14 protein-coding genes and 1 tRNA gene are annotated in these 20,447 nt (G+C 68.1%); 9 read left to right on the top strand and 6 right to left on the bottom strand.

The window, feature by feature from the left end:
• Positions 1–100: 100 nt before the first annotated feature.
• From BPODLACK_RS04160 to ettA, 3 genes are all read right to left on the bottom strand, one after another.
• Positions 101–2,383, bottom strand: a complete 2,283-nt coding sequence (locus tag BPODLACK_RS04160) for a molybdopterin-dependent oxidoreductase (RefSeq protein WP_159404779.1) — start codon at positions 2,381–2,383, stop codon at positions 101–103.
• A gap of 62 nt (positions 2,384–2,445) precedes the next feature.
• Positions 2,446–7,194 carry an NAD-glutamate dehydrogenase gene (locus tag BPODLACK_RS04155; protein WP_201450588.1) on the bottom strand — a complete coding sequence of 1,583 codons (4,749 nt, stop codon included), beginning with the start codon at positions 7,192–7,194 and terminating at the stop codon, positions 2,446–2,448.
• Positions 7,195–7,232: 38 nt separating this feature from the next.
• Positions 7,233–8,906, bottom strand: a complete 1,674-nt coding sequence (gene ettA, locus BPODLACK_RS04150) for an energy-dependent translational throttle protein EttA (RefSeq protein ID WP_005198902.1) — start codon at positions 8,904–8,906, stop codon at positions 7,233–7,235.
• 292 nt (positions 8,907–9,198) lie between these two features.
• On the opposite strand from ettA, the gene BPODLACK_RS04145 reads away from it, so the two are divergent.
• Genes BPODLACK_RS04145 through BPODLACK_RS04125 form a run of 5 tightly spaced genes read left to right on the top strand, consistent with a single transcriptional unit; the run spans position 9,199 to position 14,301 of the window.
• Positions 9,199–10,191 carry a glycoside hydrolase family 26 protein gene (locus tag BPODLACK_RS04145; protein WP_024498338.1) on the top strand — a complete coding sequence of 331 codons (993 nt, stop codon included), beginning with the start codon at positions 9,199–9,201 and terminating at the stop codon, positions 10,189–10,191.
• 13 nt (positions 10,192–10,204) lie between these two features.
• Positions 10,205–11,476 (top strand): PP2C family protein-serine/threonine phosphatase, encoded by a 1,272-nt coding sequence (locus BPODLACK_RS04140; protein WP_024498337.1) that lies wholly within the window; start codon positions 10,205–10,207, stop codon positions 11,474–11,476.
• The gene (locus BPODLACK_RS04135; RefSeq protein ID WP_005198899.1) at positions 11,473–13,515 is read left to right on the top strand and encodes a glycosyltransferase family 2 protein; all 2,043 of its coding nucleotides are present in this window, start codon (positions 11,473–11,475) and stop codon (positions 13,513–13,515) included. The genes BPODLACK_RS04140 and BPODLACK_RS04135 overlap by 4 nt, the downstream gene beginning before the upstream one ends.
• Positions 13,515–13,868, top strand: a complete 354-nt coding sequence (locus BPODLACK_RS04130; protein ID WP_005198898.1) for an STAS domain-containing protein — start codon at positions 13,515–13,517, stop codon at positions 13,866–13,868. The genes BPODLACK_RS04135 and BPODLACK_RS04130 overlap by 1 nt, the downstream gene beginning before the upstream one ends.
• A gap of 19 nt (positions 13,869–13,887) precedes the next feature.
• Positions 13,888–14,301, top strand: coding sequence for an ATP-binding protein (locus tag BPODLACK_RS04125; RefSeq protein ID WP_119032598.1), 414 nt, complete (start codon positions 13,888–13,890; stop codon positions 14,299–14,301).
• A gap of 3 nt (positions 14,302–14,304) precedes the next feature.
• Here BPODLACK_RS04125 and BPODLACK_RS04120 read toward each other — a convergent pair whose 3' ends face one another.
• Entirely contained in the window at positions 14,305–14,739 is a 435-nt protein-coding gene (locus BPODLACK_RS04120) for a single-stranded DNA-binding protein (protein ID WP_005198896.1), read from the bottom strand.
• Between the two features lie 158 nt (positions 14,740–14,897).
• On the opposite strand from BPODLACK_RS04120, the gene BPODLACK_RS04115 reads away from it, so the two are divergent.
• Positions 14,898–15,476, top strand: a complete 579-nt coding sequence (locus tag BPODLACK_RS04115; RefSeq protein ID WP_119032599.1) for a chorismate mutase — start codon at positions 14,898–14,900, stop codon at positions 15,474–15,476.
• A 13-nt stretch (positions 15,477–15,489) separates the two neighbouring features.
• Here the strand turns inward: BPODLACK_RS04115 and BPODLACK_RS04110 are convergent, their stop codons facing one another.
• The gene (locus BPODLACK_RS04110) at positions 15,490–17,514 is read right to left on the bottom strand and encodes a cytochrome c oxidase assembly protein (RefSeq protein WP_143931926.1); all 2,025 of its coding nucleotides are present in this window, start codon (positions 17,512–17,514) and stop codon (positions 15,490–15,492) included.
• A gap of 144 nt (positions 17,515–17,658) precedes the next feature.
• On the opposite strand from BPODLACK_RS04110, the gene BPODLACK_RS04105 reads away from it, so the two are divergent.
• Positions 17,659–17,732, top strand: a tRNA-Arg gene (locus tag BPODLACK_RS04105).
• 14 nt (positions 17,733–17,746) lie between these two features.
• On the opposite strand, the gene BPODLACK_RS04100 is transcribed toward BPODLACK_RS04105, so the two are convergent.
• The gene (locus tag BPODLACK_RS04100) at positions 17,747–18,256 is read right to left on the bottom strand and encodes a GNAT family N-acetyltransferase (RefSeq protein ID WP_143931925.1); all 510 of its coding nucleotides are present in this window, start codon (positions 18,254–18,256) and stop codon (positions 17,747–17,749) included.
• Between the two features lie 24 nt (positions 18,257–18,280).
• Here BPODLACK_RS04100 and BPODLACK_RS04095 point away from each other — a divergent pair, with 24 nt between their 5' ends.
• Positions 18,281–18,784 carry a hypothetical protein gene (locus tag BPODLACK_RS04095; RefSeq protein ID WP_236577598.1) on the top strand — a complete coding sequence of 168 codons (504 nt, stop codon included), beginning with the start codon at positions 18,281–18,283 and terminating at the stop codon, positions 18,782–18,784.
• Positions 18,784–20,439, top strand: coding sequence for a hypothetical protein (locus BPODLACK_RS04090; RefSeq protein WP_159404778.1), 1,656 nt, complete (start codon positions 18,784–18,786; stop codon positions 20,437–20,439). The genes BPODLACK_RS04095 and BPODLACK_RS04090 overlap by 1 nt, the downstream gene beginning before the upstream one ends.
• The last annotated feature ends 8 nt before the right edge of the window (positions 20,440–20,447 follow it).

Raw genomic sequence — 20,447 nt, 5'->3', positions numbered from 1 at the left:
TCGATCCGGATCTGCTGGTACGACGCCGGGCGCCGCGAGATCAACCCTACGCACGACGGGCACCGAGACCCCGGACGGGCGACGAGCGACCTCGATCGGCTCAGGCGGGACCGACCTCGACCCGCACGCCGTTGAGGACGACGGTCCCCGAGAGCGGGTCGAGCCGTGCCCCGTCGTTGAGGAGGTTCACGTTGACGCCCGGTTCGGCGGCCGCCACGGACAGACGGGACTGTGCGTCGTCGTGACCCCAGCCGTGCGGCATCGAGGCGACGCCGGGCTTGATGTCGGTTGTGAGCTCGACCGGGACGGTCAGCGACCCGCCCGCGCCGCGGACCGTCGCGACGCCGTCGATGCCCAGGCGCGCCGCATCGTCCGGGTGCATCTGCAGGGTGCAGCGATTGGTCCCGCCGGTGAGTGCGGGCAGGTTGTGCATCCAGCTGTTGTTGGACCGCAGGTGACGGCGCCCGACGAGGAAGAGCGACGGATCGCCCGACTCGTGTTCGGCGTCGACTGCGGCACGCAACCGGGCGAGGTCCCCGATCAGCGGCTCCGGTGCCAGCTCGACCTTTCCCGACGCGGTGCGGAGCACCCCGGGCAGACGCGGGCGCATCGGACCGAGGTCGATGCCGTGCGGGGCGGCCAGGACATCGGCGAACGTGAGGCCCTCCCGTGCACCGAAACCGTCGCCGTAGGCACCAAGCCGCAGCATCATGTCCAGGCGGCGCTGGTGGCCCGGCGCTTCGGGCAGCATCGCCACGAGGGTCTCGACGTCGCGTCCGGCGACCGGCGAATGCGGGTCGGTCACCTCCTTGGCCAGGGTCGCGGCGATGACCTGCTCGTCGACGAGGCCCGGATCGGCGTCGACGCCCGCCCCGGAAATCCCGAGGATCAGGCGACACACGATGTCGATCTCGTCGGGCCGGCCGTCGGGTAGCGGCAGTACCCGCGGCGAGTAGCGGGCGTTCGCGCGTACGGCGAGGTTGTTGAGGATCGCGTCGAAGTGCGGGCTCTGGGAGGGGCGCGGCGGCGGCAGGATGACATCGGCATGCCGGGTGGTCTCGTTGAGATAGGGGTCGACGCACACGACGACGTCGGCGGCATCGAGCGCGGTGGCCAGCCGGCGGCCGTTGGGCGCCGACAGCACGGGGTTGCCGGCGACCGTGACCAGTGCCCGCAGTTGCGCCTCTCCGGGTGTCTCGAACTCCTCTGCCATCGCGACGGCGGGCAACTCCCCCGCGACCTCGGGATGTCCCGACACCCGGCTGCGCCAGCGGCCGGTCCGGAATCCGCGCCCCGGTCGGGCCGGACGGGGCGCGGGGGCGGTCGGCGCCGTCGGGAACATGACCCCGCCGGGCCGATCCAGGTTGCCGGTGAGGACGTTGACCACGTCGATGAGCCAGCTGCCGAGGGTGCCGAACTCGACGACGGTGGTGCCCAGTCGGCCGTAGACCGCCGCCGTCGGTGCCGCCGCGATCGCACGGGCGAGCGCGCGGATGGCCTCGGCCGGCACATCGCAGTACGAGGCCACCCGCTCGGGCGTGAGATCGACGATCTCCCTGCGTAATTCGTCGACACCTTGCACGTGGGGCGCGATTCCACCGAGCTCGTCGGCGACCAGTCCCTCGTCGAACAGGCAGGTGACGACGGCGGCCAGCAATGCGGCGTCGGTTCCCGGGCGTGGTGCGAGGTGGGTATCTGCCAGACGAGCGGTGCGGGTGCGCGCCGGGTCGATGACCGTGAGTCGTCCGCCGCGATGCCGGAGGGCGTTCAGCTTGCCGGGGAAGTTCGCGGCGGTGGCCATACTGCCGTTGGAGACAACGGGATTCGCGCCGATGATCACCAGGTGATCGGTGCGGTCGAGATCGGGGACGGCGAAGGTCCCGGCGTGACCGAACAGGTATCCCGACGCCGCCTGCTTGGGCATCTGGTCGAGGGTGCCGGCGCTGAACACGTTGCGGGTGCCGATCGCCCGCGCGAGCAGCGGCGCGTACATGGTGCCCGCGATGGTGTGCGCCGACGGGTTGCCGAGGTAGAACCCGACCGACGATCCACCGTGAGCGTCGATGACCGTGCGCAGGCGGGTGACCGCTTCGTCGAGCGCCTCGTCCCAATCGACCTCGACGAACCGTCCGCCCCGTTTGACCAGTGGGCGTTCGAGACGATCCGGGTCGTTGTCGAGTTGTGCGAAGCTCGCCCCCTTGGGACAGATGTAGCCGTGGCTGAACACGTCGTCGGCGTCGCCGCGGGCACCGGTCACGTGCTCACGCGGGTGTCCGTCCCCTCCGGCGTATTCCTCGATCGGGCCGCCGTGGACGTCGACAACGAGGGACAACCCGCAGGTCGCTTCGCAGAGCGGGCAGATCCGCGGGGCCGTGCGCGTCATGAGCCCAGGCTAGGCCCGGGCATCGGGTGGTGGGGCCGAAACGGACCAGGGGGGGAAACGCGTCAGCGAATCACACTCCGGAGTTGCCGTGCAGCGACCGACAGTGTCGCGAGGTCGAGGGTCCCGGTCTCCTCGATCTCATCGAGAACGGTGCGCAGGCGACTGAGCCGGTTCGACTGGGAGGACTCCCATTCGGCGATCTTCTCGTCGCTCGACTCCTCGGGTTCGCTGACCTCGAGGATCTTGAGGGTGAGCGCCCGTAGCGCGCCGTGCATGTCGTCGCGAACCGCCAGCCGGGCGAGCGCGTGCCAGCGGTCGCCGTAGTCCAGGTTCGACACCGCGGTGAGCAGTTCCTCGAGTCCGAAGTGTTCCATCACCGCGAAGTAGAGGTCGCCGACCTCTTCGGGATCGCGGTCGGAGATCTCCGCGGCGTCGATGATGTCGAGCAGGCAGAACCGGTGCAGGCTGACGGCCACCGTCCGGGCGAGGTCGTCGGGGACCCCCTCGTCGACATACACGCGCACCCGGTCGGCGATGTCCTTCGCGGAGCTCTCCCCCAGCCACCCGTCGACGGACGCGGACAACCGGGTGATTCGATCGGAGTAGCGGGTGATCTCGGCGGCCAGGGCGAGCGGCTGCGGACGGAACGCGAGCAGCCACCGCGACGCCCGGAACAGCAGCCGGCGGGCATAGAGCATCATCCCGTCGACGACCTCGGCCGGTGCCGGTGCGTGCCGGATGCTCTCGAAGACCTCGCCCATGCCGAAGATCCTGTTGGACACGACGTAGGCGCGGACACCTTCTTCGGTTGTGCACCCCGCGCCCTCGCTCAACCGGAACAGGTGCGTCATCCCGGCGTGATCGATGACGTCGTTGACGAGGGTCGTCGTGACGATCTGCCGTCGCAGCCGGTGGGAGTTGATCTGCTCGCCGTACGTCTCGCGCAGGGCTTGCGGGAAGTAGCGGGCGACGCGTGGGGCGAAAACGTCGTTGTCGGGGAGGTCGCTGGCCAGCAGGTCCGACTTCGCCTCGAGTTTGACGTGCGCCATCAGGGTTGCGAACTCGGGTGAGGTGAGTCCGCGGTGTAGCTCCCCCTCGAACCGCTTGCGGAGCTCCCGCGCTTGCGGGAGGGCTTCGAGCCGAAGGTCGACGCCGCGTTCGCGGGAGAGCTGGTCGAGCATCCGTGCGTGCACCTCGACGCGGGTCAGCTCGAAGGTGCGGCAGAACCCCAACTCCGAGTTCTGCGAGATGTTGTCGGCGAGAACGAGGTCGGCGACGTCGTCGGTCATCGATTCGAGCAGCGGGTTCCGGTCGCCGGGATCGAGCGCACCGCCCGACACCGCCGAGTCGAGCAGGATCTTGATGTTGACCTCGTGGTCCGAGCAGTCGACGCCTGCCGAGTTGTCGAGCGCGTCGGTGTTGATCCGGCCGCCCGCGAGATCGAACTCGATCCGGCCGCGCTCGGTGACCCCGAGGTTGCCGCCCTCTCCGATCACCTTGGCCCGCACCTGATCACCGTCGACGCGGATCGCGTCGTTCGACTTGTCGCCGACGTCCCCGTGGGTCTCCGTCGACGCCTTGATGTACGTGCCGATCCCGCCGTTCCAGAGCAGGTCGACCGGCGCGAGGAGGATCGCCCGGATCAGTTCGGGCGGCGAGAGTTCGTCGACGCCCTCCTCGATACCGAGCGCGGCCGCCATCTCCGCACTGACGGGGATCGACTTGCGGTCGCGGGACCACACCCCGCCGCCCACGCCGATCAGATCGGTGTCGTAGTCGGCCCACGACGATCGCGGCAGCTCGAACAGGCGGCGGCGTTCGCGGTGGGACCGGTCCGCGACGGGTTCCGGGTCGACGAAGATGTGCCGGTGATCGAAGGCGGCGACGAGCCGGATGTGCTCGCTGAGCAGCATGCCGTTGCCGAACACGTCCCCGCTCATGTCGCCGATTCCGACGACCGTGAAGTCCTGCGTCTGGGTGTCGACGCCCATCTCCCGGAAATGCCGTTTGACCGATTCCCAGGCGCCGCGCGCGGTGATGCCCATGGCCTTGTGGTCGTAACCGGCCGAGCCGCCCGAGGCGAACGCGTCACCGAGCCAGAAGCCGTATGACTGTGACACCTCGTTGGCGATGTCGGAGAACGCCGCGGTGCCCTTGTCGGCCGCGACCACCAGGTAGGTGTCGTCCTCGTCGAGCCGGACCACCCCGCGTGCCGGGATGACCTCGCCGGTCGAGCGATCGATGTTGTCGGTGATGTCGAGCAGACCGGAGATGAACTGTCGGTAACAGGCGATCCCCTCCGCGCGCTGCGCATCCCGGTCGGCGGCGGCGTCCCCGGTCGGCGCCGGCGGGCGTTTGACGACGAACCCGCCCTTCGCGCCGAGGGGGACGATGACGGCGTTCTTGACGGCCTGAGCCTTCACCAGGCCGAGGATCTCGGTACGGAAATCCTCCTTGCGATCCGACCAGCGCAGCCCACCGCGCGCCACCGCACCGAACCGCAGGTGGACGCCCTCGACCCGAGGCGAGTACACGAAGATCTCGTGGAGCGGACGGGGTTCGGGGGTCTGCGGGATCTCGCGGGGCCGGAGCTTGAACGAGATCACCGGGCGATGCTCGCGATCCCCTTCACCGGTTGTGTCCGTCACGAAGTAGTTGGTCCGTGACGTCGCGGTCATGACGGCCGCGAAGGCCGACACGATGCGATCGGCGTCGAGGCTCAGCACCGTGCCGATGTCGGCCCGGAGTTGTTCGCTCACCCGCTCGCGCCGGTCGAGGTCGGCGGCGACCGGGTCGAAAGACGCCACGAACAGATCGACCAGCCCGCGTGTGATCTGCGGATGACGACCGAGCACATTCGCGACATGGGCTGTGCTGTAGGAGAATCCGCACTGCCTCAGGTACTGCCCGTAGGCACGCAGCATGGCCGCCGACCGCCAGTCCAGGCCGCAGCGGATGATCAGCTCGTTGTAGTCGTCGACTTCTGCTGCAGCGAGCCAGATCCGACGGAACGCCTCGGTGAAGCGCTCCTCGAGGTCGTCGGCATGGTCGAGGTCCACCGACATCCCGGCGGCCAGTTGCACGATGAACTCGTAGGCCCAGCAGACGGTGTCGTCGGACCGCCGGATCTCGTACGGATGCTCTTCGAGAACGTCGAGGCCGAGACTGTGCAGCACCGGTAGGACGTCGGTGAGGGTCGCCGATTCCCCGCACAGGTAGAGGGTGAACCGCCAGCGGTGGCGGTCGCCCGGCCCGCGGTCCTCGGTGGCGTCGAGTGTCACCGCGAGCGCGCCCGGTTCGAGGGAGACGACGTGGATCAGGTCCTCGAGGGCGTCCTGGGGTTCGCGGATCTCCTTGTAGTCGTCGGAGAGCGAGGGTAGTTGTCGCAGAAGGAGCTCCGGACCGCCCGAAGACGACCCGAACCGGTCGCCGAGGGTCGCGGCGAGTTCCCGGACACGTTCGTCCCAGCCACGGATCGCCGCCGCGAGAGCCGCCTGCATCCGGGCATGCGCGGGCGACCCGGTGTCCACCGATCCCAGTTCGGATGCGGCGCCCGGTTCGATACAGACCAGCACCTGGAGGAGGGCGAGCGGCATCTCGCTCACACGAGCCGTGTATTCGAGTGCGCTGCCGTGCAATTCGTCCATGAGGGCACGTTCGAGGGCGAGTCGACTCTGGGTGTTGTAGCGATCCCGCGGTAGGTAGATGAGGGCGACCGCGGTTTTGCCGTCGACGTTGGTCCGCACGAACAGCCGCAGCGAGCGGGTCGCGACCGCGTCGAGCATCTCGGTGACGCGACGGGCGAGCTCGTCGGTGGTGGAGGCGAACATCTCCACCACCGGATAGTTCTGCAACAGCTCGATCATGGACTGCCCAGCGAAGGAGTCCTCGTCGACACCGGCTCGCGCGAGCACATCGTGCACCTTGGTACGCAGGACCGGGACGTCGAGCACGGTCTGGTGCAGACCGGAGGAGGTCAGCGTGCCGAGGAACCGGTGCTCACCGTCGTAGTTGCCGTGCGAATCGAAGGCCGGGACCTGCAGCAGCACAGGGAAATTCGACCGTTGGATGCCGGTGGCGACGAAGATCCGACTCGCTCGTGGGAGCAGTGGCCGCGTGGTCACCGACGGGAAGTCCCGGTTGATGGAGTCGGTGCGCCAGACACCGAGCCGCTCGTCGCCGTCCCCGGCGCCGTCGGTGCCCACCCGGGTGTAGCCGAGGGGGTGGAAATGGTTCCCGGCGAACCATTCGAGGAGTTTGGCGTACTCGTAGCGGTCGGTGTTGCGGATGCCGGTGGACTCGCGCACCGGTGCCACCGACAGGTCGGCGGCACAGGATGTCATCCGCGACCGCATCCGGGCGGCGTCGTGGTCGACGTCGCCCACCCGGAACACGACCTCGAGGAGGTCCGATCGGAGCACATCCGGGTCGACGCCGGGATGTCCGGCGAGCCCGCCGACGAAGATCCAGGACTCCCAGACGGCGCCGGGCCCGTCATCGATCGCCTCGAGCCGGCCGTCGGTGTCGCGTTGCACCGGCATGACCGGATGGTCCATGCGGTCGATGGAGAGGTCGTGTGCCTCGACGGTCGCCAGCACCGCCTCCACGAGCATCGGCATGTCGTCGTTGACGACGACGATCTCGACCGCGCCGCCCTCGTCGACGGCGACGTCGACCAGTGCCTGGCCGGGATCGCGCCGGGTCGCGACGTCAAGGTGACGCACCACCTGCTCGGCGGCGCCGTCCGCCCCGGAGCCTTCGGCCCGGGACTTGAAGTAGTGGTTCACCGCGTCCGGCACGAGTGAGGTCACATCGCCGATGCTAGTCACCCGTGCCGGACGGGCCGGTATTAATCGCGGGTGAGTTTGCGGTGGGTCACCCGGTGCGGGCGTGCCGCGTCGGCGCCGAGTCGCTCGATCTTGTTCGCTTCATATGCCTCGAAGTTGCCCTCGAACCAGAACCACTTTCCTTCTTCGACGTTGCCCTCCCACGCCAGGATGTGGGTACAGGTGCGGTCCAGGAACCAGCGGTCGTGGCTGATGACCACGGCACAGCCGGGGAAGTTCTCGAGCGCGTTCTCCAGCGATCCCAGGGTCTCGACGTCGAGGTCGTTGGTCGGCTCGTCGAGCAGGATCAGGTTGCCGCCCTCTTTCAGGGTGAGCGCGAGGTTCAGGCGGTTGCGCTCACCACCGGAGAGCACCTCGGCCTTCTTCTGCTGATCCGGGCCCTTGAAGCCGAAGGCACTGACGTAGGCGCGCGACGGCATCTCGTTCTGGCCGACCTCGATGAAGTCGAGTCCGTCGGAGACGACCTCCCACACGTTCTTCTTGGGGTCGATGTTGGCGCGCGTCTGGTCGACGTAGCTCAGCTTGACCGTCTCGCCGACCTTGACGGTGCCCGAGTCGGGCTCCTCGAGACCGACGATGGTCTTGAACAGCGTGGTCTTACCGACACCGTTGGGGCCGATCACGCCGACGATGCCGTTGCGCGGCAGCGTGAAGGACAGGTCCTTGATGAGGACACGGCCCTCGAAGCCCTTGTCGAGGTGGGAGACCTCGACCACCACGTCGCCGAGGCGCGGCGGCGTCGGGATCTGGATCTCTTCGAAGTCGAGCTTCCTCGTCTTCTCGGCCTCGGCGGCCATCTCCTCGTAGCGGGCGAGTCGGGCCTTGTTCTTGGTCTGGCGGGCCTTCGAACCCGAACGGACCCAGGCGAGCTCTTCCTTGAGGCGCTTCTGCAGCTTCTGGTCCTTCTTGCCCTGGACCTCGAGACGCTCGGCCTTCTTCTCCAGGTACGTGGAGTAATTGCCCTCGTAGGGGTGCAGCTTGCCGCGGTCGACCTCACAGATCCACTGCGCGACGTGATCGAGGAAGTACCGGTCGTGTGTCACGGCCAGGACGGCGCCCGGGTAGGAGGCGAGGAACTGCTCGAGCCACAGCACCGACTCGGCGTCGAGGTGGTTGGTGGGCTCGTCGAGGAGCAGCAGGTCGGGCTTCTGCAGCAGCAGCTTGCACAGCGCGACGCGGCGGCGCTCACCACCGGAGAGGTGGGTGACCGGCGAGTCGGCGGGCGGACAGCGCAGGGCGTCCATGGCCTGCTCGAGCTGCGAGTCGAGGTCCCAGGCGTCGTTGTTGTCCAGGTCTTCCTGGAGCTTGCCCATCTCCTCCATCAGCTCGTCGGAGTAGTCGGTCGCGAGCTGTTCGGCGATCTCGTTGAAGCGGTCGAGCTTCACCTTGATCTCGCCCATGCCCTCTTCGACGTTCTCCTTGACCGTCTTCTCCTCATTGAGCGGGGGCTCCTGGAGCAGGATGCCGACGGTGGCGTCCGGGTCGAGAAAGGCCTCACCGTTCGACGGCTGATCGAGGCCCGCCATGATCTTCAGGATCGACGACTTACCTGCACCGTTGGGACCGACGACGCCGATCTTGGCGCCCGGGTAGAAGGACATGGTGACGTCGTCGAGGATGACCTTGTCGCCGTGCGCCTTGCGCACCTTCTTCATGGTGTAGATGAACTCAGCCACGTGAAAACTCCTTCGGACCTGCTCGATGCGGGTAGATGTCAGCAATTTGAGATGCTCTGGCGCACGCACGGTCGGTGCGCATACATAGGCCCCAGCCTAGTGGTCGGCCCCGGCGGGCCCGTCGCCCGGTGACCCGCTCCGCCCGGACCGGGCCGCGCATTTGGCCGGATGCCGGGCGCGACGCACGGTTTGTCGCGAGAATGGTTCGCGTCGGCGTGGGCCGACGACGGGTGTGTGAGTTGTGGCGCCGGGCGAGCACAAGTGCGGCGCCGGGGTGAGCGATGGGAGTGTCATGCGCTCGGTTGGTAGGTGGACGGTGCTGACGGTGGTCGTGGGCGTGATCGTCACGTCGATGGGTGCCGTCGGCGCCTGTGCGGCCGAGCCCCGGCAGTGTCCTCCGACCATCTCGCCGCTGTACGGTCCGGCAGGCTCATGTCTGCGGTTCGGCATCACGACGCCGAGCGGCCCGCTCGAGCCCGCGGAGGTCGCCGGCGTCACCGCGCTGACCGGGGTCTCTCCGACCATCAACATGTTCTTCGAGGACTTCACCGCCATCCCGCCGATCGCGGCGCTGAACGCGGTGATCGGCGCAGGGGCCGAGCCGATCGTCACCTGGGAGCCCTGGCGGCATGTCGGCGACGGCACCTACGATCGTGCCGCGTTCTCGATGTCCTCGATCGTTGCCGGAACGCACGACGACTACCTGTACCGCTGGGCCGACGAGCTCGTCGCCTGGGGTTCGACCGTCTATCTGAGGTTCGCCCACGAACCCAACGGCGACTGGTACCCGTGGAGTCCCGCGGGTGGGACGCCGCCCGAGCTGTACGTCGCGGCGTGGCGCCACGTCCACGACCTTTTCGCGTCGAAGAACGCGGTGAACGTGAAGTGGGTGTGGGCGCCGAATGTGCCCATCTCCGACGCTCCCCTGTCCCGCTGGTACCCCGGCGCCGACTACGTCGATGTCCTCGGCGTCGACGGCTACAACTGGGGCTCGGTACCCGGCCACCGATGGACGTCGCCGAACGACCTCTTCGGGCCCTCTCTCGACCAGCTGCGCGAACTCGCGCCCGACAAACCGATCCTCGTCACCGAGATCGGTTGCGCCGAGGCCGGCGGTTCGAAGGCCGACTGGATCGCAGATCTCGTCGACTACCTCGACGAAGCCGACGGGGTCACGGGTTTCGTCTGGTTCGACCACGACAAGGAAGCGGACTGGGGTCTGACCAGCTCGCCGGAGGCGGGCCAGGCAATGGCACGCGCACTGGAGGAAGTGGGATTGCGGTGAAGGGAATCGAGCGGTGACGGGGGTCGAGGCGGACAGTCCGGGTCAGGTCGCGGTGGACGAGACACACGCGCGGATCGATCCCGACGTCGAAGAAGCGCGTCTGCGGTCGGTGCAGCAGCTCAACCTGCTCGACTCCGAGCCCGAGGACCGGTTTGCGCAGATCACCCGCATGGCCAAGGCGGTGTTCGGTGTACCGATGTCGACGGTGTCTCTCCTCGATCGGGATCGGCAATGGTTCAAGGCGGTCGACGGCATCGAACTGCAGAACCAGCCACGCGAGCAGACCGTGTGCCAGGTGACGGTCGCGCGGGCCTACACGCGCCCTGCCGACCCGGCGCTCGTCATCGAGGACGTCTCGACGATCCCGTTCTTCGCCGAGATACCCCAGATCAGCGGGGAGGGCGGAATCCGTTTCTACGCCGGGTATCCGTTGTACGGTCCGGGCGGTCACCCGGTGGGCACCTTCTGCGTCTACGACACCCGGCCCCGGCAGCTGACCGCCGACCAGTTGGCCGCGTTCCGCGAGCTGGCGGCCTGGGCGCAACGCGAGATCGAGAACTCCGACGATCTCGAACGCGCCGCGAAGGTGCAACGTCAGTTGCTCCCCCCACCGCTCGGTATCGTGCCCGGCTACTCCATCGAGACGATGTGCCTCCCCGCGTTCGCCGTGGGCGGCGACTTCTACGACCACTACCCCTGCAACGACGGACTCGTGTTCACCGTCGCCGACGTCATGGGCAAAGGTCTGGGAGCGGCGATCCTCACCGCGACCGTGCGGTCGGCGATGCGGGCCGCCACACGGGCTTTCGACGCCACGTGCGGTGAGAGCGCGGACCACGACCTCGGCGAGGTCGTGGGCACCGTCGCCGGGCAGCTCGCCGAGGACTTCGCGGGCACCGAGACCTTCGCGACGCTGTTCCACGCCCGGCTGCGGACCCGAGACGGTCACGTCGACTACGTCGACGGTGGCCACGGCCTGGCCACCGTCCGTCGTGCCGACGGCCACTGCACCGTCCTGCGCGGTAGCGGACTCCCGATCGGCATCCTGCCGGAGGACACCTGGCGTTCGGCCGCAGTCGATCTCGGCCCCGGCGACATGCTCGTGATCGCCTCGGACGGTCTCCTCGACCTCGTCGCCGGCGGGGACGCGTTCGAACTACTCCGAATGCTCTCCGGCACAAGCACTCCTGCTGCGGTCCGAACGAAGGTCGAGGAAATGGTGGCCAGTACCCCTCCTGTCGACGACGTCACCCTCGTCGCGATCCGACGGGACGAGGCCGGATGAGCGAGAGCATCGAGGAGGCCGCCCTCGCAAGGACCGCCCCGTCGCCGTGGTTGCGGCTGCTCATCGTCACGGCCGCCGTGCTCGGCCTCAACTACATCGTGTGGCGCTGGCTGGCATCGGTGAACTGGGAGGCGTGGTGGATCGCCGTCCCGCTGGTCGTCGCCGAGACCTACAGCCTCATCGACTCGCTGCTGTTCGGGCTCACCATGTGGAAGCTGCAGCACCGCCCCGACCCTCCGCCGCCGCCCGCGGGCGCGACGGTCGACGTCTTCATCACCACCTACAACGAGCCGGTCGACCTCGTGATGAAGACCGCTCTCGCCGCCAAGGCCATCACCTACCCGCACACCACCTGGATTCTCGACGACGGTGACCGCGCCGAACTCGCCGAGGCCGCGCACGAGGTCGGCATCGGTTACCTCACCCGGTCGTCGAACTGGCTGGACAAACCACGACATGCGAAGGCGGGCAATCTGAACAACGCGCTCATGCAGACCGAGGGTGAGTTCATCCTCATCCTCGACGCCGATCAGGTCCCCGAACCGCAGATCCTCGACCGCACGCTCGGCTACTTCCACGACGAGAAGATGGCCCTGGTCCAGACGCCACAGTACTTCGTCAACGTACCGCCGTCGGACCCGCTGGGATCGCAGGCACCGCTCTTCTACGGACCGATCCAGCAGGGAAAAGACGGTTGGAACGCGGCCTTCTTCTGCGGCTCCAACGCCGTGCTGCGGCGGGAAGCGTTGATGCAGCTCGGGATCACGCAATACGTCACCGCCGTCGAGGACGGCGTCGACCGTGCCCTGCGCACCGCACGGACCGTGCTCCGCAAGACCAGACGCCGCGTCCGCGACAACGCTCCGGCACTCGCCGCGCTCGACCGGGTGGCTGCCGCGGTCAAGGAGGCGCGGGCACAGCTGAAGAACCGGGAACCGCTGGCCGACATCACCTACCGATTCCAGGCTCGGGTCGACGAGGCCGCCCGCGGACTCGTCGACGCCGACGTCGAGGCGATGCGTGCCGACCTCGAGGCGATCGAGGCCCTCACCGAGTTCGGCGAACAGGAAACCGGTGCCGGATCGCTCGACTTCGACGCTCTGGCGGTTCTGGCCGAGCGCGAATGGTCCCCGCTCGGCGCCATCGAATCGATCCGTGCCCTGGTCGCCGCGGTCGACGTCGGCAGATCCGATGAGGCGCAACCGATGTTGCCCCTCGCGACGATCTCGGTCACCGAGGACATGGCCACCTGTATGCGGCTGCATGCCCTGGGATGGAACTCCGCCTACCATCATGAGAACCTCGCCTACGGACTGGCTCCCGAGGACCTGAAAACGATGCTCACCCAACGCCTTCGGTGGGCTCAGGGCACCATCCAGGTGATGCTGCGAGAGAACCCGCTGGTCCAGAAGGGGCTGACCGTCGCCCAGCGACTCATGTACTGGGCGACGATGTGGAGCTACCTGGCCGGATTCGCGGCGATCGCCTACATCGCCGCCCCGGTGGTGTACCTCGTACTGGGAGTTCTCCCCGTCCAGGCCTACAGCTGGGACTTCTTCCTCCGCCTCATCCCGTTCCTGGTGATCAACCAGGTGCTGTTCCTCGTGGTGGCCAGAGGCACCCCGACCTGGCGCGGGCAGCAGTACAGTCTCGCGCTGTTCCCGGTCTGGATCCGGGCCTGCACCACGGCGTTCCGCAACGTCTACCTGAACCGACCTCTGGGATTCGCGGTCACGCCGAAGACGAAACAGTCCCAGGACGCGTTGCCGTGGCATCTCGTCCGGCCTCAGCTCGCGGCGATGGTCCTCCTCGTCGTGGCGTCGCTGATCGGCATCGTGCAGTTGTGGCGGGGCGCTATCTCCGTTCTGGGCGTGGGGGTCAACCTGTTCTGGGTACTGTTCGATCTGGTGATCCTCAGCGTCGTCATCATGGCGGTCCGCTACCGCGGTCACGACGAGACCACCGCGGTCGAAACCACCACTGACGGCACCACCGCGAACGACTCCTCCGCCGGCAGCTCCACAGACGAAAGGCAATGATGACGACCTTCGCGACCCGCGCCGTGAACGGCGACGCCGTGGCGATCACCCCCGCGGGCCGGCTCAACATGGTGGCGGCCCCCAAACTGCGCGATCAGCTGCACGAGCTCGTCGGCGCCGGGTCGTCCCGGATCGTCGTCGACCTGTCCGGCACCGACTTCATCGACTCGTCCGGTCTCGGCGCGCTCGTCTCCGGGCTGAAGGTCGCACGGCAGGCGGGTGGGGATCTACGGATCGCCGCTCCCACCGAGCAGGTCGTCACCGTTCTGGAGCTGACCAATCTCAATCGGGTTCTGCGCGTGCACGAGTCCGCGGACTCCGCGTTCGGCCCCGCCTCGGAGACCGTCGAATGAGATCCGCCGGATCACCGTCATGACCGAGCACACGGGGACACGCGCTCTCGAGGAGATCACGTCCGACGACACCCTCGAGCACGTCCACGCGCTGCTCGCGGATCTGTTGCGTGCCTGTCCCGTCGACGACATGGACGCCATGCAGTTCGAGCTCGCCCTGGCCGAGATCGGCGCGAACATCATCGAGCACGCCCGGGACGGGAGCACCGTGCACCTCCGCCTCGAGGTCGAGGTGACAGCGGACCGGATCGAGGCACGCTACCGCGATGACGGCCACCCGGCTCGCGTCGACCTCGACGCCGTGAGCCTGCCCGAAGATGTCGCCGAACGGGGACGCGGACTCGCCATCGCCGTCAAGGTCCTCGACGAGTTGTCCTACCGTCGCTCCGACCGACACAACCACTGGCGACTGGTCCGCAACCGGACGGCGTGAAAGTCACGCCGCCGTCTGGGTTTCCGCCTTCTCCGCGGCGGCGACCGGCAAGGCGGCCGCGATGTCTCGCTCCGACGACGGCGTGCCCCGGTAGGTGACGATGCAGCGACTCAGGTCGAGTCCCACGGCGACGGCGGTCATCTCGAGGTCGGAGCGGCGCGAGCCGTCGGCCGTCGGATACTCGTTGGTCTTGATCTGACCGTGCGCCATGACGGGCCGCCCCTTCGCGATGGCGAGGCCGACGCCGGCGAGGAGTCGGCGCCAGCAGCTCACCGTCAGATACAGCGTCGGGCCGTCCACCCACTCCCCGCTGCGCTTGTCGATGCGGCGCGAGGTGCAGGCCACGCGGAACGAGATCACGTCCTCGCCGGTGGTGGTCTGGCGCCGGCGGGGCTCGGACACAACGGTTCCGATGACGGTTGTGTACGTCTCAAACATGGTCGTCTCCTACTGGTGTCGGCCACGGGAAGTGTGGCCGCATCAGCATCTCCCCCGGCCTGCGTCCGAGACGGGGACCCGATCGGGTTGTGGAGAACTCTCCGGCGTTTACCCACAGATCGCCGGTACCTCTGGCGTAACGCCCATAGGATCGCGGCATGCGAATGCGAGTGTTCCTGGTGGGTCTGATCGCGGCGACCGCGATGCTGGTCGCGCCACCCCTGTCCACGGCGGCCCCGGCCCCTGCCTTGACGGGCCTGACCGACGCGATCGCCGGTCGCCTCGCACTGGCCGACACGGTGGCCGCGTCGAAGTGGGCATCCGGTGCACCCATCGACGATCCCGCGCGTGAACAGGTCGTTCTCGACACCGTGTCGCAGCTGGCTCTCGCCCGAAACCTCGACCCCGCCTACGTACGCAACGTGTTCCGCGATCAGATCGAGGCGAGCAAGACGGTGCAGCGTGGGCTGTTCGCGCGGTGGGGGTTGCCCGGGCAGACCGCTCCGCCCGCGACACCGGATCTCGGCCCGGTCCGCGCAGCGATCAACGAGTTCAACGTGGCGATCGTCGACGAACTCGCGGACTCCCGCGACGTCGTGACGACTTTGAGCTGCCCGCCGGAGCTGGCCGTGGCGAGTTCTCAGTCCGCTACAGCTGCCCGTTTCGACCCGCTGCACGTCGCCGCCCTGGTCCAGGCCGGTGCATCCGTCTGCGCGGTTTCGACGGGATCGAGTTGAATCCTGTTGCAGCTCAGCCGCGTTTGTTGAGTTCCTTGAGCATGTCGTTGTAGTTCTCGAGTTCGGCGTCGTGGTCGCGGACCGCGTTGCGGTCGTAGCGTTTCGCCTGCCGGGTGTCGCTGCGCTGCCATTGGACCAGCAGGGCCAGCATGATGACGACGAGCGGGATCTCGCCGGCCGCCCAGGCGATTCCGCCGCCGGCGCGCTGGTCGTCGAACAGGTTGTAGGTCCACGGCAGATTGAGTCCGCGGTAGTAGTTCTCGGCGATGACGGCCGTGGTCATCATCAGCGCCACACCGAAGAAGGCGTGGAACGGCAGCGAGCCGAGGACGATGCCGAGCTTGGCGACCGGTTTGACCTGTCGTGGTGCGGGGTCGATGCCGATGACGAGCCAGTAGAACAGGTAACCGCTGAGCAGGAAGTGCAGGTTCATCAGCAGGTGAGCGGCGTGGTACTCGACCACCGACTCGTACAGCCCGCCGAGGTAGAGGATGTAGAAGCTGCCGACGAACATGATCGCCGCGATCAGCGGGTGCGTCAGGAAGCGCGACGGCCCCGAGTGCACGCCGGCCTGAATCCACTCGCGGGGTCCGGGTGGGTTGCCACGGCCGGCAGGCGGGAGTGCGCGCAGAGCCAGCGTCACCGGACCGCCCAGCACCAGCAGGACCGGGATCATCATCGACATCAGCATGTGGGCGATCATGTGGACGCTGAACATCGCGGGGGCGTACCGCCCGAGGCCCGACGACGTCGCCAGGAGCAGCAACAGACATCCGAGAAGCCACGCGAAGGTGCGGCCGATCGGCCAGTCGTCGCCGCGTCGTTTCAGTCGCACGACGCCACGGATGTACACGACCGCCAGGACGATCGCGGCGAGACCGAAGATGAGGTCGAAACGCCAGTCGGTGAAGAACCGGACGAAGGTCGGCGGGCCGTCGATGTCGTAGCCGATGGCGTTCTCGACCGAGGAGACGTTCGCAGTGTCGAGGGCCGGCGGCGGGGTCCGGCTCAGGCCGACCGCGAGACCGAAGGTGGCCGCGAAGACGGCCAGCTCCACGAGTCCGAAGCGCACGAACAGCGACGGCCGCTCAGCCGAATCGAGCTGGGCGATGGTCACACGGCGGTGCCACGCGCCGAGCGCGCCGAGGACGATGAGCGCCGCGACCTTGGCGATGACGAGCTGCCCGTAGGTGTCGGAGAAGAGCTGATCGAAAGGCACGCGGACGGCGGCGTTCACCACCCCGCTGAGGCCGACGACGATGATGCACCAGAAGGCGACGCGCGAGAAGCGCCGGACCGCCAGTCCCCGCCACCGCCCGGACGCCAGCGCGTAGACGACCACCGCGGCGAGACCGCCGAGCCACAGCGTCGCGCCGATCAGGTGCAGGATGAGGCTGTTGGTGGCGATGTCGTGGTTGCCGCCGGACGAGGAGTGTCCGGCCAGCGCCGACGGCATCAGGCTGAAGATCGTGAACGCGATGACCGCGACCGTCGGCCCCCATTTGAGGATGGTCCGCGCGATGATCGCCGCGACCAGCGCGAACACCGCCGTCCAGAACCAGGTGCGCACCTCGGCGACCTGGCCGTAGGCGTTGATCAGGTTGGCCGGTTTGATCGCCTCCGACAGCGGTGACCCGCTGACCTCCGACGCGGACAGCGGCATCAGCAGCAGCGCACACACCGACCAGACCAGCGCCGACGACGCCGCGATCCGGATGGCGCGATAGCCGCCGACGTCGAGCACGTTGTCGGACTGCGGCGGGACGAAGAAAGCGGCGAACACCGCGCAACCGAGCGCGATCGCGGCCGCGAACTCACCGATCGCGGTCAGGGTCGGCAGGCCGTAGGTGGTGAGCGGACCGGGGTCGGGGACGCCGGTCAGCTTGAGCGCGGTGGACGCGGAGATGGCGGTGACTGCGATGGCGACGATCGCGGCGAGCCATCCCGACGCCCAGAGGACCGCGGTGACGACGCCGCGCGGTTCGTTCATCGCGTCGCGATTCTGATCCGGCGAGGCGGACGTCGACGAGCGGGTCATTCCTCAACTGTAGGTCGGCGCGTCGACGACACACCCTCCGACCTGGTCAGGCCGTGGTGTGCGGCACACCTGCGGCGGAAGCGGGGGCATGTCGTAAACTCCATGTGCCCGACGCCGCGTGTCTGATGTCACGAGCGTCGGCCAGCCTCCGTAGCTCAGGTGGATAGAGCAAGGGCCTTCTAATCCCTAGGTCGCAGGTTCGAGTCCTGCCGGGGGCACCGTGGATACGGCATCAGATGCCGAACGGCGCCGCGTAGCGCACCGTCCCGGCCGGGATCTCGGTCCCGTCGAGGCTGAGCACCATCAACGCCTCCTCCGGCACCTCGACACTGAGCCTGATGCCGTGGCCGACAGCTCGTCGGAAACCGAAGCGCGGGTAGTAGTCGGGGTGGCCCAGCACGACGACGGTGCTCTCGCCCATCTCGCGCGCCGCGTCGAGCGCGGCGATGATCGCGGCCGAGCCCGCCCCGGTGCGCTGGTGTTCGGTGGCCACCGCGCACGGCGCGAGGCACAGGGCCGGAGCGTCGTCGATGTGACAGCGCGTCAGCAGTGCGAAGCCGACCGGATGATCGTCGGCATCGACCGAGACCAGGGACAGCCCGTCGATCCAGGCCGGGTCGGTGCGCAGCGCGTCGACCAGTTCGGCCTCCTCCGACGTCGGGAAGGCGTCGGCGTTGATCTCGTGGACGCGCGTGACGTCGTCGGCCCGTTCCGTTCTCGTGCGCCAGGCCGGTAGCGGCATCGGTGACTCCCCTGTCTGTGTCGAGTGCCCCCCAACGTAGCGACCGCGCATGGCCGGGCGAAACGATTATCCGGAACCGCCGAGGCGCCCGGCGCGTCCAAGAATTGCACCACCGCTCCCGGTGGTGCAGTCCTCGACGAGTCGCGGAGGATCATGCTCTCACCGTTTCCCATTCCCTCGCCCTTCCCGCTTGTCCCCCGGTGGTTTCCCCGGCCCGAACGCAGAAGCGATTCTGACAACGGCACTTTCGGGGTATCGCCGGACGAGATCGAGGCCGTTGTCAGGTCGTGGTGCGGCAACGGCATCGCCATCTCCGCGATCGACACCGCGGCCCTCGGCGAGATCCAGGGTTCGTCGAGCCGGGTCGCACGTGCACTCCGCAACACCGCTGAACCCGCCCGTCGCGCGGTCGGAACGATCGGCCACCGGTTGCTGACGATGAGCGAACTCCTCGACACCTTCGTGACGACGACCGTCGCATCGGATGCTCGGGTCGCGTCGAAGCTCGACTCGCTACGGACCCGCTGATGCGCCCGACGATCTCGGCCCTGCGTACCTGGAATCCGCAGACCTTCGCCGACGCCGGATCGGCGGCCGCCCTCGCCGCCGAAGCCGTCGACACCGGAATCGACCGCGCTGTGCGGACTTTCGATTCCGTACGGTCCTGGCGCGGCCGCACCCACGCGGCCGCGCATCAGAAGATCTGGCAGGAGCACGATCACGGCGGTGAGGTCCGCAATGTGCTGCAGACGATCGCCGACGAGGCCTCCGACGCGGGCACGGACCTGTCGCATGCTTGCGATCACGTGCTCCGGATCGTCGACGCGGCGACGTCCTCCGGATTCGACGTCGCCGACGACGGGACCGTCACCCATCCCGATCCACGTCGAGCGTCGACCGCCGCCGAGGTCTCCGAGTCCATCGACTCGGGCCTCACCGCGATCGACGCCCTGGACGAACGCTACGGCTCCCGACTCGACGGGTACGCCGCCGATCTGACGACCATGGTCGACGGGCAACCGGACGTCACCCTGCCCGGCGGCCGGACGATGGACGCCGACGACGCGGTTCACACGCTCGAGAGCCTCGGTCCACCCCAGATCCGGACGATCGTCGAACAGATGGACCCCGACGACGTCCGACGCCTCCTGCAGGCGAATCCGCATGTGATGGGCAACCTTCCGGGCGTTCCCTTCGACCTTCGCATCCAGGCCAACGAGATCAACATCCGCAACGCCCTGGTCGACGAGATCCAGGCCGGCCGGGGCGAGGGTCGCCGTGCCCGGACGCTGCGGGAGATGCTGACGCCCGGCGACGGGCGCGAGCGGCGGTTCGTGACCTTCGTGAACACGCCGCAGGGACGCGTCGTCGAGATGATCGGATCGCTGCGTCCCGATACCCGGAATGCGACCACCTATGTCCCCGGCACCGGTACCACCATCGACACCGCTGGCGGCGACAACCGGCGCGCCGCAGCCGAACTCGCCGACCAGACCGACGGCCCGGTGTTCCTCTACCTCGACGGCGACCTGCCCCCGGACCTCCGTGCGGCCACGAGTCCGGCCTTCGCTGCCGCGATGGCATATCGACTCGAGTTGTTCGGGACCGAACTCGACGCCGAGATCGCCCGCCACGCACCGGGAGCGCGCACCACCTACATCGGCCACTCGTACGGCGGATCGGTGGTCGGTACCGCCGAACAGCTCGGCCTGACACCCGACCGAGTCATCTACGCCTCGTCGGCCGGCACCGGCGTGCACGATCTGCCGCACCCGAGCGGCGTCGAACGCTATTCACTGACATTTCCCGGCGACCCGATCCACTACGCGCAATCGCTACCCGGCAATCCGCATGGCTCCGACCCCGATTCCGCGCCCGGCGTGACACGCCTCGACACGGGCACGGTCGAGATCGACGGCCGCACCTACGACAGCGGGATCAAGACCCACGGCGGCTACTGGAACGACCCGCACTCGACGGCCTTCCGGAACATGGTGAAGGTCATCACCGGTCAGCAACCCGACCTGTACGTCGCGCGCAAACCCGACGTCCCCGAACTCCCGCCACCGCCGCTCGGCGCGCCGGCACCCCTGTGGGGGCTGTATTTGTTCAACGACCGCGCAGACGGGGACATCGACCTACCGGGACCGATCCCCGACATCCCGCTGAGGCTCCCGTGGTGACGACCGAC

It is taken from the genome of Gordonia sp. YY1 (genome assembly GCF_009872315.1).
Classification (GTDB): domain Bacteria; phylum Actinomycetota; class Actinomycetes; order Mycobacteriales; family Mycobacteriaceae; genus Gordonia; species Gordonia amicalis.
The sequence above is the reverse complement of the archived record's forward strand: the minus strand, read 5'-3'. Positions and strand labels throughout refer to the sequence as shown.